We start from the raw sequence: 18,919 nt of genomic DNA on the forward strand, positions 1-18,919 counted from the left end.
GGTTTTAGGAACTTTGACAACTTTAAGAAACGAATTTTCATCGCTCTGAATATAAAAATGGAGAGGACAACGATTGTCCTCTCCAGATGTTAGCTTTTATTCAACCCACTACAGTTGACAAAGAGCCCTTTTTTGATTAATAAGTTCCCTCTTCACCTTGACTTGTCAAAATTACAGGCCCATCTTTTGTAATAACAAACTGATGCTCGTACTGACATGATAGACCACCGTCGATAGTTTTATGTGCCCAGCCTGTTTTCATATCTGTATCGATTTCCCAATCACCTGTATTGATCATAGGCTCAATGGTTAAGACCATGCCTTCACGAAGGCGGAGACCACGACCTGCGATACCATAGTTAGGCACCATTGGTTCTTCATGCATAGTTGGACCAACTCCGTGTCCTACAAGATCACGAACAACTCCGTAACCACGACTTTCAGCATATTCCTGAATAGCAGCTCCAATATCTCCAATACGATTTCCTACAACAGCCTGCTCAATTCCCTTATACATAGCTTCTTTGGTAACATCCATCAAGTTTTTAATTTCTTCTGATGGTTTTCCAACAGCGTAAGCCCAACAAGAATCTGCCAAGCCGCCCGTAAAGTTTTGAGTATATTTTTTCATCTGCTCAACGTTGTTAAAATTTAGTTTAGAAACATTGAGGTCAGACTTAGCGATTGGCCCACCAAGAACCATATCTACCTTCAGCAAATCGCCTTCCTTCAAAATATAGTGGCGTGGAAAAGCATGGGCTACTTCGTCATTAAGCGAACAACAAGTTGCGTATGGATAATCCATCATTGCCCCATCAACACCAATTTGAAGAGGGAGGAAATTTTCTTCTTTACAACGACGACGCACATATTCTTCTACTTCCCACATATCTACACCTGGTTTGATGATGTCACGCAAACCGATGTGAATACTGGCAAGAAAATCGCCAGCCTTATCCATTGCTTCGATTTCTCTAGCTGATTTTAATGTAATCATGTTTTCTCCTAGTTTTAATTAATTTTTACAGTAACATTTGCTTTTGATACGATTTGATGATTGATATAAATATCATAGTCGATAATGGCTGACCTTCTCGTATGGTGAATAATTCTAGCCTGAATCCGCAAGATATCATCGATCTGAACAGCCTGTAAAAAGTAAATCAGCATCTGTTCAATGATGAGATTACGTCCGCTATTCACGACCAGATCCTGCGTCATATGGGTCAAAATTTCTGAAAGAACTCCATTTGCAAGGACTCCATTTTTTTCCAACATAAATGGTTCAACCGTAATGACAACTTCATCATGGTGGTAAGATAACTTCTGACCAACCTGTTCTGAAAATGTTGGTAATGCTGAAACTTGAGAGCGACTCATCTTTTCCATGACATCCCGTCTAGTAATAACACCAAGTAAAGTTTGATTACTTCTCACAACAGGCACCATTTCAAAGTCTTCAGCAATCATTCTCTGGCTAACATTAGCGATATTCGTCGCTAAACCAGTCATGTAGACTGTCCTTGTCATGACCTTATCTATCGTTGTACCAGGTGATTTATCTCCAGCATCACGCATAGTAACTACACCAACAACGACCTGATGCTGATTGATGACAGGGAAACGGCTCGTTCTATTCTTACGAACCAAGTCTAGATAATCTTTGACAGTATCCGTTTCCTGTAGAAATCCATATTCATGACTGGTACGATAGATTTTTTCAACCGTTAAAATATCTGTCTTAATCTGAACGTTGGACAAAGCTCTGTTGATCATAGTCGCAATTGTAAATGTATCATGCTTACTGCGCAATACTGGAATATTTTTTTTATTAGCATGGTTTAAAACATCTTCATGAACTTCAAATCCACCTGTTACCAAGACAGCATTTTCATTTTCAAGTGCTAATAACTGAATACGTGTTCGATCTCCTACGATAAGTAAGCCGCCATCATGAAGATAAGAAAGAATATTCTTTTCAGTCATCGCCCCAATGGAGAATTTACTAAATTCTCTATCCAATCCAGCTTGACCAGCTAAAACTTCTGAGCCTGTAACTTCTGCAATTTCTGCGAACGTTAATTTCTCAATAGCTACTTTTTTTGACTTTACACGTACTGTTCCACTTCGAGGACGTGTTTCAACAAGTCCCCTATTTTCAGCTTCTTTGATAGCCCGATATGCCGTACCATCACTTACTCCTAGTCGATTTGAAATACTACGAACACTGACACGCTTCCCAACTGGTAATTCTTCCAAGTAGGCTAATATTTCTTGGTGTTTACTCATTTAGATTTCCTTTTGTATAACGGAATTCTAGATAATCCCGCATCTTTCGGGTATAACGATCGCTACCTTTAAAATGACGATAAAGAACAAAATTTGATTTTTCTGCTACTTTCTGACTAGCAACATTTTCTAGATGTGTCACAATCGAAAGTTGCTTCAAGGCAAACTCGTTCATGGATAAATCTCGTAATTTGGTAACTGCTTCAGTCATATACCCCTGAGACCAATAGTCTTTCTTTAAAAAATAGCCAATTTCTGCTTCTTTCTTAATTTCATCAAGTTTTTCAAACTTGATAGCTCCAATCATCCGTTGCTCTTTTTTATCACAAATAGCCCAAATCCCCAAAGGTGATTTCATAAAATAATTGGCAAGAGCATACTGACTTTCTTCAATACTTGCTTGTGCAGGAAAGATAAATTGGAGATTTTCAGGATCTGATGCAAGTTGATGAAAATCATCTACATCTGTAAAAAAGAAGGGACGGAAATATAAACGTTCCGTCTCATAGAAAGAAAATTTTGCTAATTTAGTCCAGATATTCATTGCAATCCTCAAAGTGCTAATCTTCGATTAGCTCAATATCTGCTCCAAGATTACGCAATTTTTCGATAATATTCGAGTAGCCTCGAAGGATGAATTCTACATTGGTAATCTCTGTTTTTCCTTCAGCCATCAAGCCAGCAATAACCAAGGCAGCTCCAGCACGTAGGTCTGTCGCCTTAACTTTTGCACCCTGCAAAGGATTTCCACCCTTATAAAGGATGTGGTCGTTTGTTGTTGAAATATCTGCATTCATTTTGGCTAATTCAAAAACATGATTGACACGTTTTTCATAGATTGTATCAATCAATGTGCCACGACCTTCTGCTTTTAATAGCAAAGGAGTAATAGGCTGTTGAAGATCTGTTGCGAAACCTGGATAAGGAGCTGTTTTGATATTAACAGCCTTTAGATTTGTTTGCTCTTCGACGAAAATACTGTCTTCAGAAATAGTCATGTGAACACCCATTTCTTCAAGTTTAGCAATAAATCCTTCTAAATGCTCATAAAGTACATTATTAATTCGAATCCCATGACCTACTGCAGCTGCCATTGAAATATATGTACCTGCTTCAATACGGTCTGGGATGACTTGGTGACGTGTTCCGTGCAAGCTATCCACACCATCGATTGTAATCATATCCGTACCTGCTCCACGAATGTGAGCTCCCATATTGTTTAATAATGTAGCCACATCAATGATTTCAGGTTCGCGAGCAGCATTTTCAATAACTGTTCGACCTTTAGCTTTTACTGCTGCTAGCATCGTATTGATTGTTGCACCAACACTAACAGTATCCATATAGATATGTGCACCATGTAGACTTGATCCTTGGGTTGAGAGATTCATATTATCTCCCTCGTAGGTTGTCTTAGCTCCCATAGCTTCAAATGCTTTTAAATGCAAATCAATCGGACGTGGTCCTAGGTCACACCCTCCAGGCAAACCTACAGTTGCTTCACCAAAACGTCCTAAAAGACTACCATAGAAATAATAAGACGCACGCAAGCTATTAATTTTACCATAAGGCATTGGTTTATTTTGAACACCACGAGGATCAATCTCAAGAACATCGTCATAACGCTTGACACTAGCTCCCATGATCTCCATAATCTCAATAAGACTAGCTACATCAGAGATGTCTGGAACACAATCCAAAATCACAACATCATCTGATAAAATAATGGCAGGAATCAAGGCAACGACACTATTTTTAGCACCACTGATTGTAATTTCACCTTTCAATGGTCTCCCGCCGTTAATGACAATTTTTTTCATTTTATACTCTTTCACTATTTATTAAGAAGGTCTCACCCTATATTATACCATATTTCTTACTAATAGCCAATCCTATAAAATAATTAACAAACGTCTCACACTTAATTCCACCATAAAAATCCGTTTTAGACTAATTTCCACTTTGGTCAGGAAAGTGGAAATTACTTTGAGAAATTACCCTCAAGATTTTGACAATCTCAACATCATCACAGTTCTGGAAGGTAGAACACAATCTATCATCCGAAATCATTTTCTTAAATATGAGAGTTCTGTCCGAAGTCGCGTCAAAATCATTACTATGGATATGTTTATCCCTTATTATGACTTGACTAGACAACTTCGCTTTCGAATTTCTAGGCTCAGGCTGAAACAGTCTACGAGACTGTTTCACTCCCAAACGCTAAAATCGTTCTGGATTGCTTTCACATTGTACAACATCTAAGCCGTGCTATGAGTCGTGTGCGTGTCCAAATTATGAATCAATCAGGATAGTCGTAAACTGAGTGATAAACGTTTTTATCGCCCTACTTTTCGTATGCATTTAACCAATAAGGAAATCCTAAACAAGCTTTTGAGCTATTCCGAAGACTTGAAACACCACTATCATCTCTATCAACTCTTGCTTTTCCACTTTCAGAATAAGGAGCCGAAGAAATTCTTTGGACTCATTGAGGACAATCTAAAGCTGGTTCATCCTCTTTTTCAGACTGTCTTTAAAACCTTTCTAAAGGACAAAGAGAAAACTGTCAACGCTCTTCAACTACCCTATTCTAACGCCAAACTGGAAGCCACTAATAATCTAATCAAACTTATTAAACGCAATGCCTTTGGTTGTCAGAACTTTGAAAACTTCAAAAAACGCATTTTTATCGCTCTGAACATCAAAAAAGAAAGGACGAAATTTGTCCTTTCTCGAGATTAGCTTTTCTTCAACCCACTACAGTTGACAAAGAGCCAAAAAACTTGTCCCTTTTATATTTTAAACAATGGATTTAAGAAACCATCTGTGTTTTTTAGAAGGGATTTAAAGACTTTAGATTTCAAATTTTCAGTATTTGAGTAGTTTCCAGCCTTCTTGAGGTCTTCTGTGACCGCTTTGTCGAACAAGGCTTTGAGTTCATTATAATTGTGGATGGTTTGTCCATCAATTGTAATCTCTGTGAATCCTTTTTCAGCTCTGACTTTCACATCATGATACCAATGTCTCTTCCACTCTTCAAGTGTCTTGAATTTGTCTCCAGATACTTTCTTGATAATGAAATCATCGCCTAAAAGACCTTTATTTTCTTTATCAGCAGCACCTTGATGTTTGCTTGAAACATAGTCAATGAATCCATGTTCATATCCATAGTACCCCCACATACGGAAGGCATTATGTTTGAATGATAATGAACCTGGTGCTCCTTGGCTTGTATTACCACCGTAAATACCAGCCATCATATTGACATTGACATAAGCCGTACCAAAATCTTCTGGGTGGAAGACTTTATTGCCTGGATTTCCGTGAATAGTCATAAAATTGTTATTTACCAAATCATCAATGGTTTCAAGATTGGTTATTTTCTCAGCGTCTGTCAAGTCACGCACTTTGTCCCATTGGTGAGGACCACTTAGTTTATTTCTATCCATTGGTCGACGTATTTCACGGTCAATTTTCTTGAACCACTTACTATTGTCACCTTTAACCTTAGGAAGAACAGCTTCAGCTTCAGCATAATCAAGCATCATCATAGCTTCATTGTAGTTCTTCATGTATTTATCTATAGTTTCACGCGAATCCAGCTTGTTAGGATTATAGTTGTACCATTGGTTACCATCATTTTGACGTTCAAATGCCATATTTAATCCAAGTGCACCGTATTCACCTTGATGTCCGTGTTGTGCTGGAGTTTGTAACATACCCTGAGCAAATGCTTCAAGGTCTGTACCTTGTCGATGTCTATGACCACCCAAATATGCCATGCGGTCATTTACGTGGGTAGTTTCATGTGTAAAGGCAGATGTGCCGTATTCACTTATTAAATCCGACATAACAAAATATACAGCATCCATAGGTTGTGGATCAGCAAAGATGTAAGCATAGGCTCCATAGCCATACTTATACTCATGATACTTCCCAATACGACCAAAGAATTCCCTGACTGGAGTATAGTCTGATTTTCCATTTCTATGTCCGAATCTGTCAGGCCAGCCACCTGGAGCATTATGATTATCCCATACAGGAGTTGGAACTACATTTTGACTCTTAAGAAGTTTATCGCGTACATTATCAGTAGCAAGACGTGACCAAAAATCTAAGTAATTAACTTGCTCTTTGGCACGTAGATTAATCTCTTTTTTAAAGGCTTCACGTTCTTCTTCAGTATTTTTGTTGTATTTTTCAAATGCACCGAATGAAATTGAATTATACGTTGAAATCATAAATAGATGTGCATTTTTCAAATTAAGAAGAGGTAAAATCATGCGCCCATGCTGCCCATTATTAATTCCTTCGTATAGACGATATTTTTTGTTAGCAAATGCAGGGTTCGTTGATGGTTGTTCAACTACATACGCGTTCTTTTCAATAGCTTTCTTAAACCAGTCATTTATATCTGTATGGTTAGTGAATAGCTTCATATTGTAATGTAAGAATCCATTTAATTCATTTATTCCAATTGTTCCACCTATAGTTTCACGATAAGCTTCTAAAGTTCTATCTCCTTTAACATTTCTTTCACTTGAACCAATTTTGATTAAGAAATCTAAAACATTAACATTCTTACCATAAAAATCAGGTTTAAACATCATAATATCTTTAATTGATAACTCATCGTATTTAAAACCATAATATTGATTTAAGTAGGCCAGCCCCATCATGATTTTAGCTTTGTTATCTTCAACTTTCTTAAGTAAAGCACGCTCGACTACTTCCCCACCGTTTAACTGATGATCTTCATTTTCTAAAATCTGACTAACAAGTTTTTCTAAGTTTCCTTTGACTTCTTCGAAGCTTTCTTCTAAATACAAGCCCTTAATGTACTCAGTTTTCTTCTCAGGGGTATTTTGCCAAGGTTTCTCACGCTTATCCATCAAGCTACGAACTTCATCTGAAAGTAGGGTAACACTAGCTAACTTCTCTTTGATATTGCTTGCTAACTGGCTACGATTCTTCATAACCATATTTGGAGTATAGACAATGTTTTGACCTGCTACATCATACTCTTTTACTTGAGCTACTTTAGAATTCGTTTTAGCGGTCACAGTTAACTCTTCTTTTGTACCATCAGCATAGTGAACCATAATCTTATCAATATCCGATAAATCAGTGACAAATTGCCCTGCTTTCATACCTGTTACAGACAGAACAGTTTTCTTAACAAGATTGGACTCATCTGTTAACTTATTCCCTTGGTTTACAATCCACTCTTTGTTATAAAATGGTTGCAGTTTTTCCAAATTTCGATAAGCTAGGTTTCTTGTTTCTTGGTAGTCCTGAATCGCTTTATATTCAGAATCTCTATCAACGATACGATTTAACTTGTTTACAACTGGATCTTGAATAGCGAAGGTATTCGCAGTAATCCCCATATTAGCGATTTTGGCGTCTGCTTCTGCTTGAGAGATAGACTGAATCTGTTTCGAACGCTTGTAGGTACTTTCTCCAGTAGCAACATCTTTTACATAATAATTATTTTTGAAGTAGTCAAAACCAAAGTATGGGTCACCGTCAATAGAAGCTGAACCATACATAATTTCACCGTTATTGACTTTCATCATACTAATATTATTCTCAACCCAACCCCAGTCATAGTTTTCGTGAACTAAACCACCACTTTGACCATGATTTTTCAGAGTCATAGTACCTTTAACAACAGAATTTGTCAAACGACCTTTTTGTTTAACATCCCACTGATTACTTCCGTGATTGACTTTAGCTACTAAACCACCAAACTTAGAATTGTTACCTACAATATCACCGTCAAAATAAACACTATCCGTGTTACTTCGCCAACTTTCGCTGACAAGTCCACCAGACCACCAGCCTTTATCTCCAAGACTGTTAATCTTGCCAATAAAAGCTACATTGCGCATATTAGCTTCGTCTAACTTATTAACAGCACCGGTTACATCGTTATTTCCTGTTACTGAACCTACTACTTTGATATTCTCAAGTGTAGACTTCTTAAACATATTACCAATAGGTGCAACTTTATCAGCCCAAGGCATGTTTATATTTACATTACCTAAGTTAAAGTTTTTGAGTGTAGCACCTTCAGCCTCATTAAACAAAGGTCTTTCTAAGTTATGAATCGTGTACTGATGATTCTCTACACTTGATAAAGTACCTCTAAACTTAGCCATAACATAAGCTTTACCTGCTGGCTTAACGTTAACTGCATTCAAATCTGCACCAAGTTTAAACTCACCGGTAGGATTTGCTTGCATATCTTTTGCTAAATCATGGAAGTTGTAATAAACCTTATCCTCGGTAGCCCTCGGTTTTTCAAGATAATAAGTGTAAGTATCTCTTAACTTACCGTCTTTATCACGTTGAACTAAGTCAGGTGCTTTTGCCGTTATCTTGTAAAGCTGCTTACCTTCCTCAATGACCTCTTCAATCTTATCAATTGCTAAACGAGTCACTTTGTTTTCTCTGGAGGTTACTTTTAAGTAATAGTTGTTAACATTACTTGGAAGAGATGTTAAATGATTACTATCGCTTTCGACACCGCTTTCGTTTACTTGTACGAGACTGGTATTTGCAATATCTTTCAACTCAACTTTCTTTAAATCTAAGCGTAAAGGTTTATCTTCCAAAGTCGATACTTCTGCACCCTTACCTACATCATAAGTCATAGTGGTTGAAATCGTATAATCTTTGTAATAGTCTAAGTTCTCTAATACTTGAGATAAGTTATCGATTTTTAAATCAAGCGTTTTTACAATTTTTCCACCTTCTTTGATAGTCGCTACAATGCGTGTAATTGTAGCATTGTCTTGATTTTCTAGATTGTAGTTAATTGTAGCAGACTTAGCTAAAACATCCTTAGATACAGTGGTCAGAGTCAAAACAGGAGCTGTTTTTTCTTTTGGCTTTTCTTTTGTACCTTTTACAAGAATTTCAGGCTTCATTTCTTTTAACACAGTTACGGTTTCAACTGGTTCACTGATTTTTTTGCCATGTAACTCTTCATAGCTAGTAACAATTTGACGTTCGCCGTCCTCACCAACTTGTTTAACAGAATCATCACCTATAAATTTGGTAGGATCAGATTCTTCTGTGATAGTTTTAGGAATAGTCTCTGTACGAATATCAGTATGTAAAGCAGGAAGCTCTTCTCTCTCTGGAGCAACGTCAGGAACTGTAGCTAGTGGATCAGTATACTCTGAGATTTCAATAACCGGCGGATCAATTAAGTTTCCTGTTTCATCTACTCCTGTTGTACCTACAGAACCCGTATATTCTGGTTTCTCAGCCTTAGGCGCTTCGTCTGGGACTGTACCTACAGAAGCAATGTACTCTGGCTTCTCAGACTTAGGTGCTTCTTCTGGAACTGTGCCTACCGGTTCAGTGTATGCTGGTTTTTCATGAACTTCCGGCTCACCTTTGTCAGTCACAACAGCTTCGGGTAACGCTGGTTGAACTTCCGGCTCGCCTTTGTCAGTCACAATAGCTTCCGGCAACGCTGGTTGAACTTCCGGCTCACCTTTGTCAGTCACAACAGCTTCGGGTAACGCTGGTTGAACTTCCGGCTCGCCTTTGTCAGTCACAACAGCTTCGGGTAACGCTGGTTGAACTTCCGGTTCACCTTTATCAGTTACAACAGCTTCGGGTAACGCTGGTTGAACTTCCGGCTCACCTTTGTCAGTCACAACAGCTTCGGGTAATGCCGGTTGAACTTCCGGTTCGCCTTTGTCAGTCACAACAGCTTCGGGTAACGCTGGTTGAACTTCCGGTTCACCTTTGTCAGTCACAACAGCTTCGGGTAATGCCGGTTGAACTTCCGGCTCGCCTTTGTCAGTCACAATAGCTTCCGGCAACGCTGGTTGAACTTCTGGTTCTACAAGGTTTGTACCTATTGGTTGCGTATAGTCAGGCTTCTCATACTTAGGAGCATCGTCTGGGACTGTGCCTACTGGTGCAGTGTACTCTGGTTTCTCTGATTTAGGTGCTTCGTCTGGAGCCATACCTACAGGCTCAGTGTATGCTCGCTTCTCAGCTTTAGGAGCCATATCAGGAACTGTTCCTACCGGTGCAGTATATTCTGGTTTCTCATGAACTTCGGGCTCAACCAGATTACCACCAACTGGTGCTGTATGTTCTGGTTTTTCTGCTTTAGGCGCTTCATTAGGGATACTTTGAATTTCAGATACTGGAACATTTTTTGTCCCCTCATTCTTATGTTGAATTTCTGAAATTGCATCATCATTAAGGGGTAAGTATCCAATATAACGATATCCAGCAATTTGAACCACTCCTTCATTACTTGGAGCTTTCAAAGGATTGCTTATATCGAGAGCTTGCATACTAGAAAGACTAATCAGTCCGATAGTAGTAACTAAGAACAAACTAGAAACTTTTTTCTTTTTATGAACCAAAAGGACTAAACTACCAACAGCTAATAGACCTAAAGCTGTAAGCACAGAAGTCGATGAACCTGTCGCAGGAAGAGCTTCCTGCTGATAAATAAGAGCATAAGTTACCTCATTATCAGTAGGAATTCCTGCTTGAATCTTGCTTTGTTCTTCCTTTGTAAGAGCGCTTTTTTCAACATAATGATATGTAGAAGCATGAATGATTGACGGTGCAACCAAGATGCTTCCGAGTAAAACTGAACCAACAATCCCACAGATTTTTCGGATTGAAAACCGTTCTTTTTTAAATAATGACAATCGTAATCACCTTCTTTAATTTTATTTCCTAATAGTAAACACTATTTTTTATTATTAAAAATTGAACTTCTAAAATCATCAGTTTGATTTAGATAGGCCTTAAACACTGCTCTCTTTAACTTATGAACTGCACTATCATATTCTGGATTATAGTTGTCCCAAGAATAACGATTCTCATCTGCATCCTTACGGACAGCTTCGTCCATTAATCGCTGCAGTTCTTCTACACTATGAATCGTCTTTCTTGCAAAACTTGCCCAAGATTTAGTTGGATCGTTGAAGGTCACCTTTTTCAAGTTTCTAAACTGATCCACCCGTTCTTGGTACATAGCTTTCTTGAAATCCGCCCAAGAAGAATACTTCCCTTCAAATACCTTTTTCAAAACAAGATCATCTGTAACTAAACCTACTTCTTTACCATAAGACTTAATCTTACTTCCCGCCGCTTTTGCATCTTTTTCATATTGATTTGAGATATAAGGTACCATTCCATCCTTAAAGCCTTTGGCAGCCAGAAGTTCATAAGCAATCCTACGTCCCATCAAATCACCCGGAGTTCCCTTACTGCTCAGAGCCGAATAGATTGGGGCAAAGAGTTTAATCGTATAGTAACCGTTTCTTTCATATTCCCCAGACTTATATTCACGAGCTGACAAGATATTATTTTTAATTAAACTATCAAAGGTAGTCAATTTTTTGGCATCTTCTTCTGTCAGATTTTGTACAACGTTAGTAGCGTAAACCTCATTTCCATCTGCAGGATCTTTCACGTATTTATTCTCGATTTTTCTCAGAGCCGTCATTTTCTGATAAGCATCTAACTGTTTCACAATAGATTGCCCTTCGAGATATTCCAACATGTAAACGACATCAAACATATTGTGGACGTAGTTCTGAAGATCTGCTGCGTCATTAAATCTTGTAGTTGGATCAAGTACTTGCAATCGCTGGCCTTCTGTACTATCTGATGTTTTATGTTTCAAGATAGAGTTGATGGTAATGGTTGCATCACTTGGTTGATCAGGAGCTTGCAATAAGCCTTTTGCGAAGAACTCCGGTCCTAAGCCACTTCTTCGACCATAGCCACCAAGGTAAATATCCTGATCTGAATCATGTGTCATCTCATGGGTATAGGTGATAGCTCCATCCTTATCTAACATACGATAGGACATATAGTAAACGCCATCTCCAGTTGCATAAGCACCATGGTGATTGTGAACTACTTTATTCCCCACTGGACCAAAGAAATTCTTCATCGCCGGATTGGTACTATCAAACTGAGCCTCAACTGTAGCTTTTCCAGATGTTGTATCATCTCCAAACTTATAGGCATCATAAAGTAAAATTGTACGATAGAGCTTTTCACGTCCTTCTTTATCTAAAATACGATACCAATAATCATAGTGATCTCGCTGACGTTTGGCTGTTTCACGCGCATTATCTTCAACAAACTTATTGAGTTCATCTCCAGCCTTATAATCGCTGTTGCGATAGCGATCGTAAGCACCAAATCCTAGGCTAGACAAGGTTGAGATGACAAATACAGATCTTTCTGGCAAGGTAAGGAGAGGCAAGACCATATTGCGGTATTTCCAAGTACTACTAGTAATTCTGTCATAAACACCGATAGAATACTTAGTCCCTGCTTGCTCTTGCTTGGCTTTGACCTCTGCAATAGTGGATTTTTCTTCGACGATGTAAGCCTTGGTCTGTGATTTAAACCAGTCATTATTGGTTTTGTCTGGTAGAAAGACTTTTCGGTAATTTTCCAACGTGCTAAACAAATCTGTCGTTCCATGATGGCTGGCAAGACTGATAGCATAAGTATCGACATTGTTTTTAGCAAGCAGATTATTAAATCCTGATTTCCCTAACTCAATCAGAGTATCTAGTGGTGAAGTATTTCCTTTACCAAAGAAGTCTGGACGATACATCACCAGGTCTTTGACATTCACTTGACCGTAGCTAAAGTTATACCAACGTTCTAAATAAGTTAAGCCGAGTAGTAAGGCTTCCTTATTGTTCTTGATTTTATCTACAAGATAGCCTCTGGTAACTGGGTTGTCACCAGCAAGTCCAGCATCTGCTGACAAGAGTTTTTTCAAACTGTTTGCCAAATCTTGTTTTGTTTTGGCGAACTGGTCTTCCAGATAGAGCTCAGTTTGCTTGACCTCTGGGGAAATTCCGAGTATCTTTCTGATAGTATCCGACTTATAGTCAATCTTTTGTAAGTCAGGTAAGACTTGCTTAATGATAGAGTCTTGGTCATACAAGAATTGATTTGGAGTGTAGAGGAGTCCTGTATCCCCTAAACTATATTCTGCTAGCTTGGCAAAATCAGTCTGGTACTTGAGATCGAGCTTCTCAGATGAATGGTCCTGATAGTGAAGCAAGAGTTTATTTGCAGTCTGTTTGTTAGAAACAATATCTGTGATTACTTGGTCATCCTTCATCATAACTGCGGACAAGAGTTCTTTTTGATATAAGAGACTGTTCTCCTTGACCAGGTTTCCGTATTTCACGATGGTCGCCTTGTTATAGAAAGGTAACAATTTTTCAATGTTCTTATAAACCAAAGCACGGTTAGCTTGATAATGCTTCACCTTAGAAAAATCACTTTCTTTACTACCACTTGTTGAAAGGGGCTCCACTGTTGGAGGAGTGAGAGGATTGATTTCTGCTTTTTTATTAGTCACTTCAGAAGCATCTAGCATTGTTCCTCTTTCTTCAAAGGATTCTTTGCTGACGACTTCATCCCTAACCAAGGTGACATTGTATACTCTGTTCGCCTTGCTGCTGAATGTATCCTTCACCTTCATTCCATTGTAGTGGTAACCGGTAATAGCATTCCCGTTGGTTACATTGACATCACTGAGAACATTGGTCAAGCTTCCAGCATGCCGTTCCTCACCAGAAGTTCGATCCCACAAATATCCAGCCACACCCGCAACTCTACCAAAGTGCTTGACATTGTTGATATCACCTTCAGCATAGCTATCCTGTATATGCGCATCTTGGTCTACTAGACCTGCTAGCCCACCAACAGTCTGATCTGAACTATTGGTGTTGGATGAAATGGCTACTGTCGCTTTTGACTTAGTCAGTGAAGCTCTGCCTCCTGTCAAATGACCGACCAGACCACCGATATTATAGGCAGCAGTTGTTTCATAGGTATTGACAATTCTTCCCTTGAAACTGCTCTCTGCGATGCTTGATTGGTCTGCCTTAGCAAGCAATCCACCGATACCACGTTCTCCAGCCAGAACACCATCGACATGAACTTGTTTGATCTTTGTGCCATTCGTAGCTTCATTTGCCAGTGAACCAATATCATTTTTCCCTGAAATAGCAACATTTTTTAGACTTAGTTTTTCTACTGTAGCACCACTCAAGTTTTCAAACAGAGGTTTTTTCAAATTATAGATAGCATAATTCTTGCCATCTTTTTCACCAATCAACTGACCAGTAAAGGTGCCCTTGATATAGGATTTATCATCAGGACCAAGCTCCACTTCGTTAGCATTCAGGCTGGCCGCTAAATGATAGGTTCCAGAGGGATTTTGGTTTATAGCTTTGACCAGATTACTAAAGGAAGTAAAGTTTGTCTTTTCCTCTTTAGACTTCTTATCGAGGTAGAAGGTGAAATGGTCGACATATTTATTGTTCTGCTCTTGCTGGAGTTTCTCAGCCTTAGCTGTAATTTTATAAACTGGCTGACCATTTCTTTCCTCCTCAGTTATTGAGGAGACTGGCAGATAGACATCTTTAAATGCCGAAGATTTTACCTTGACAAAGTAATTATCCGTATTCTTTGGAATTCCATCCAATGAGATATGTTGTTTATAAGTCCCATTCGTCTGGCTGTACAACTCAATATCCGAAACATTTCTTAATTCGAGTGTTTTTTCTGGATCCTGCTTTTTCGTTTTTTCAGTCGGAATATCCGGCTTTACTTGATCAATATCACCAATGTATTCTGGAAGTGGGGCTACCTGTTCAGGCTCACCTTTGTCACTTACTACAGCTTCTGGCAACGCTGGGTGAACCTCGGGTTCGCCTTTGTCGGTTACTACAGCCTCTGGTAACGCTGGATGAATTTCAGGCTCCCCTTTGTCACTTACTACAGCCTCTGGCAACTCTGCTTGGACTGCAGGTTCACCTTTGTCAGTTACAACAGCTTCTGGCAATTCAGGTTGAACTTCTGGTATGCCTTTGTCAGTTACAACTGCGTCGGGTAATTCTGGCTGAACTTCTGGTTTACCTTTGTCTGTTATAACTGCTTCTGGCAATTCAGGTTGAACTTCTGGTATGCCTTTGTCAGTTACAACTGCGTCGGGTAATTCTGGCTGAACTTCCGGCTCACCCTTATCAGTCACGACTGCTTCTGGTAGTTCAGGTTGAACTTCTGGTTTACCTTTGTCTGTTATAACTGCTTCTGGCAATTCAGGTTGAACTTCAGATTCACCTTTGGCGCTTACAACAGCTTCGGGTAATTCTGGCTGAACTTCCGGCTTACCCTTATCAGTCACGACTGCTTCTGGTAACGCTGGTTGAACTTCAGGTTCTCCTTTATCAGTAACAACTGCTTCTGGCAATTCAGGTTGAACTTCAGGTTCTCCTTTATCAGTAACAACTGCTTCTGGCAAGGCGGGTTGGACTGCAGGCTCACCTTTGTCACTGACTACAGCTTCTGGCAACTCTGCTTGGACTGCTGGTTCACCTTTGTCAGTTACAACCGCTTCTGGTAAGGCGGGTTGGACTGCAGGCTCACCCTTGTCGGTTACAACTGCTTGGGGTAACGTTGGTTGAACTTCAGATTCGCCTTTGTCTGTTACTACTGCTTCTGGTAACGCTGGTTGAACTTCCGGTACGCCTTTATCACTTACCACAGCTTCTGGCAAGGCAGGTTGGACTGCAGCCTCCCCTTTATCGGATACAACTGCTTCTGGTAACTCTGGCTGGATCGCAGGCTCACCCTTGTCGGTTACCAGAGTTCCAGCTTGTACATCCTTATGTTTGGCTAATTGTTCTTGAGAATCTGAAGATTGTTTCTCTTCTTTTCTTGGATTCGTTAATTCAGTAGAAAGAGGTTTTTCAACTACTTGAACTTCTGTCGGCTTAGTTGAAGAAACAGGTGTTTGTTCCTGAATAGCCTGTACTGTTGATGGATGTTCTACAAAATTTGGTGTAACACTATAATCTACCTTTTGTTGATTTTTAGGAGTAGCTACTGATTTCTCTTGATTGCTTACTTTAGATTCAGAAGTTATGTTTCCCTCTTTGATATATCCAATATAAGTGTAACCTGAAATCCCTTTAGGAAGAGGTAATTTTTCTCCTGAGATTAATTCATAGTCAGTATTGTAATTCAGTAAGAGATTATTTTCTAAAGCATGAGCTGAAACTAAGACACCATTTCCTATTCCTGCAACCAATACTAAATGTAATACTGTTTTATTCTTAACTTTTTTCTTAGAAACGGCAAAAATTAAAATCCCCAGAGCCGCTAAGCTAGCACCAGCAACTAGGGTTTGCATATCATTCTTACTTCCAGTATTTGGTAAGTCTCCCAGTTGATTTTGGGAATTTAATTTATAAACAAGATAATAAGTCTCATCATCATTCTCCATGTATGTCGGAATGTCATAGACAAGCTGCTTCTTTTCTTCTGATGATAGCTCTGACTCTGTCACATATTTATAGTGAACACCTTTAGTCTCTTGAGCCTCTACAGATGAACTAGCTAATACAGACATAAAAAATAAACTTGAAATCGTTGCAGATACGAGTCCTACTGATAATTTTCTAAATGAAAAACGCTGCTGTTTTTCACCAAAATACTTTTCCATGATTCCTCCTTGAAATAAAATTTTAAAAATATGCAAGCTAAACTTTATTATATTAGCTTGTTATCTTATGAAAAGGTAACACACTTTAATTATACTCTTAATTTACCAAAAAGTCTTAAAATTGCGTTACGTTTTCATACTTTGTTTTATATATAAAATACGAAGGAGCAGGGTTTGAATTTCTTATATTCTTTTTGGATAAAAAAATAGGCTCTCCGAAAACTCGGAAAGCCTTATTTAATGCTACTTCTAGCGATTATTTTGCGATTGGGTAAACAGAAACTTGTTGTTGCAATAAAAGAAAACTATTATGCAATGGCCTTCAAAACCTTGAAAAATCAACAAGTTACATTCCCAAAAATTACCGTAAAATTACATAGTCAATAATTATGGGTATCATTTTGGGTATCAAAAAAACCGCAAGCCAAACAGCCTGCGGTTAGTGTAATAATTTTTTATTCTTTCTGTTTTATTTTGTGGTGATAAGTCCATCAGGCTCCACAGTAAATGCAGCCTTGTCAGCCAATCGGCCATCAGGAAGAAGCAGATAGTATCCGCCATTGTACGGCACAAATGTGTTCGATTTCATATCGCCATTGACGGCATCCAGGTAATACCATTTTTCATAATATTTAACCCAACCAGTCTGCATAGCGCCCTCACGATTGAAGTAATACCATTTTCCACCGATTTTCTTCCAACCAGTAACCATAGAGCCACTAGTATCAAACCAATACCAATATCCATCAGTATGTTTTAACCAGCGCTCAGCATACATATAACCACGAGAATCAAAATAATACCAAGTATCTGCAATCTTTTCAAATTTTGAAATAGGATACGAACCATCTTTACGGCTCCACCACCAGCCGGTTTCATTACGTTTCCAGCCTGATTGATCTTCTTCAGGTGGTACGATATAACCTACGATTGAATTGACTGAGCGCTCATTGTAACGGCAAGGTCCACCGACTTCTAGATAGTCCCAGTTGCCATCAATATTCTGCTCAATAGTCTTGATGGTAGAGCCGTCAGAGTCTTCGTATACAAGACCAGTATGACCATAATTCACACCATCTCCCGCTACAAAATTCTTAACGAAGAACCAACCAGCCTTAGGATATTGGGCGCCATAGATGACTTGTAAGCCTGCTGCTTCTGCGGACCGTAGCAAGTCAATAGCATTACCCCATAGACGAGTACCGAAATACTCGTAGATTCCGTAGCACGTCACATCAGCACATTGATAGCCGTACATTTTATCATAGTCAACCCCAGTTCCTGCATCAGCGTGAGCAATGAGGTCATTAATCATATCTTGTTTCTTAGACATTAGTGTCATCTCCTTTCCAAGCGTCATTCATTTCTTTAACCGATGCCTCGACAAATGTATCAAGTTCCTTATCAGTCATACTGATGTTGTATTTGTTAAGCTCTGCACGGATTTTAGTTCGTGCTTGCTCCAATTTTTCTTCGCCCTTGTAGCCAGTCTCGGATGCGACCTGTTCCACTGCGTTGACTGCGTTTTTAGCCAAGATTTCGACAATCTTAACAGTCTGTTCACCACCCTTCTTAATAAGGTAGTCCTTGACTGCTTTAACTGCGATACCCAGCATAATAACTAGGATGCTGATTGCTCCGTTTGCGATAATTTCGTTAATCTGTTGCATTTATATTTTCCTCCACAATTTCTAATTCTAGAAATTTTTCATACAGTACCTTGATGGCTCCATTTCCACCAAGCTCGACATAACTTTCATAAAGACGAGACAATTCCTCAATCTCATGCTGATTGGTATTGCCTCGTCTAATTGCTTTTTTTAGGTTTTCTTGCAATCGAAAACGTTGTAATCTTTGAAGACCTTTTCCGATAACGCTCAATCCTTTGCTATTATCTTTACCAATATTCTCAACATTTGAGACTGTCTTTTCAATAGCACTAATTTTGTCAGATAAGAGACTGATTTGCTTGTCAGTCTCTTTTGTATTCTGCGTGCTTTTGAAAGAGAAATAGCTAGGAACGATCACGATTAGAATCGGACTCAATTTATCCAGAAATGCTAGTAATTCCAATCAGATCACTTC

Annotated in this window: 9 protein-coding genes and 1 pseudogene; 1 reads left to right on the top strand and 9 read right to left on the bottom strand. The window is 38.8% G+C overall.

All coding sequences use genetic code 11. The features are described from left to right. Positions 1–136: 136 nt before the first annotated feature. The 4 genes from QM469_RS01120 to QM469_RS01135 are packed head-to-tail and all read right to left on the bottom strand — an operon-like array spanning position 137 to position 4,109. Positions 137–997 (bottom strand): methionyl aminopeptidase, encoded by an 861-nt coding sequence (locus tag QM469_RS01120; protein ID WP_248034388.1) that lies wholly within the window; start codon positions 995–997, stop codon positions 137–139. Positions 998–1,011: 14 nt separating this feature from the next. Next, positions 1,012–2,289 carry a CBS-HotDog domain-containing transcription factor SpxR gene (spxR, locus tag QM469_RS01125; RefSeq protein ID WP_000033785.1) on the bottom strand — a complete coding sequence of 426 codons (1,278 nt, stop codon included), beginning with the start codon at positions 2,287–2,289 and terminating at the stop codon, positions 1,012–1,014. Then, a complete protein-coding gene (locus QM469_RS01130; protein ID WP_153224967.1) occupies positions 2,282–2,833 on the bottom strand; it encodes a GNAT family N-acetyltransferase in 552 nt (183 codons plus the stop codon). Before QM469_RS01130 ends, spxR begins: the two co-directional genes overlap by 8 nt. 16 nt (positions 2,834–2,849) lie before the next feature. Further along, positions 2,850–4,109 carry a UDP-N-acetylglucosamine 1-carboxyvinyltransferase gene (locus tag QM469_RS01135; protein ID WP_153224968.1) on the bottom strand — a complete coding sequence of 420 codons (1,260 nt, stop codon included), beginning with the start codon at positions 4,107–4,109 and terminating at the stop codon, positions 2,850–2,852. Positions 4,110–4,290: 181 nt separating this feature from the next. Here QM469_RS01135 and QM469_RS01140 point away from each other — a divergent pair. Continuing rightward, positions 4,291–5,031: pseudogene (locus QM469_RS01140) on the top strand (transposase); the annotation flags it as partial. 50 nt (positions 5,032–5,081) lie between these two features. Here QM469_RS01140 and QM469_RS01145 read toward each other — a convergent pair. The 5 genes from QM469_RS01145 to QM469_RS01165 form a co-directional block, all read right to left on the bottom strand. Then, entirely contained in the window at positions 5,082–10,985 is a 5,904-nt protein-coding gene (locus QM469_RS01145; RefSeq protein ID WP_371607862.1) for an SIALI-17 repeat-containing surface protein, read from the bottom strand. Positions 10,986–11,026: 41 nt separating this feature from the next. Continuing rightward, on the bottom strand, positions 11,027–16,834 hold the full coding sequence (locus QM469_RS01150; protein WP_414275878.1) for a ZmpA/ZmpB/ZmpC family metallo-endopeptidase: 5,808 nt from the start codon (positions 16,832–16,834) through the stop codon (positions 11,027–11,029). Between the two features lie 469 nt (positions 16,835–17,303). Beyond that, positions 17,304–18,167: a CHAP domain-containing protein gene (locus QM469_RS01155; protein WP_414275879.1), complete on the bottom strand. Its 864-nt coding sequence runs from the start codon at positions 18,165–18,167 to the stop codon at positions 17,304–17,306. Beyond that, the gene (locus tag QM469_RS01160) at positions 18,160–18,504 is read right to left on the bottom strand and encodes a phage holin (protein ID WP_414275880.1); all 345 of its coding nucleotides are present in this window, start codon (positions 18,502–18,504) and stop codon (positions 18,160–18,162) included. Before QM469_RS01160 ends, QM469_RS01155 begins: the two co-directional genes overlap by 8 nt. Beyond that, a complete protein-coding gene (locus QM469_RS01165; protein WP_414275881.1) occupies positions 18,491–18,907 on the bottom strand; it encodes a hypothetical protein in 417 nt (138 codons plus the stop codon). The genes QM469_RS01160 and QM469_RS01165 overlap by 14 nt, the downstream gene beginning before the upstream one ends. Between the last annotated feature and the right edge of the window lie 12 nt (positions 18,908–18,919).

This window comes from Streptococcus infantis (genome assembly GCF_047464215.1).
Classification (GTDB): domain Bacteria; phylum Bacillota; class Bacilli; order Lactobacillales; family Streptococcaceae; genus Streptococcus; species Streptococcus infantis_P.

Coding starts and splice junctions, on each gene's coding strand:
- spxR (WP_000033785.1), bottom strand. CDS start 2,289: ATGAGTAAACACCAAGAAATATTAGCCTACTTGGAAGAATTACCAGTT.
- QM469_RS01130 (WP_153224967.1), bottom strand. CDS start 2,833: ATGAATATCTGGACTAAATTAGCAAAATTTTCTTTCTATGAGACGGAA.
- QM469_RS01160 (WP_414275880.1), bottom strand. CDS start 18,504: ATGCAACAGATTAACGAAATTATCGCAAACGGAGCAATCAGCATCCTA.
- QM469_RS01155 (WP_414275879.1), bottom strand. CDS start 18,167: ATGTCTAAGAAACAAGATATGATTAATGACCTCATTGCTCACGCTGAT.
- QM469_RS01135 (WP_153224968.1), bottom strand. CDS start 4,109: ATGAAAAAAATTGTCATTAACGGCGGGAGACCATTGAAAGGTGAAATT.
- QM469_RS01120 (WP_248034388.1), bottom strand. CDS start 997: ATGATTACATTAAAATCAGCTAGAGAAATCGAAGCAATGGATAAGGCT.
- QM469_RS01150 (WP_414275878.1), bottom strand. CDS start 16,834: ATGGAAAAGTATTTTGGTGAAAAACAGCAGCGTTTTTCATTTAGAAAA.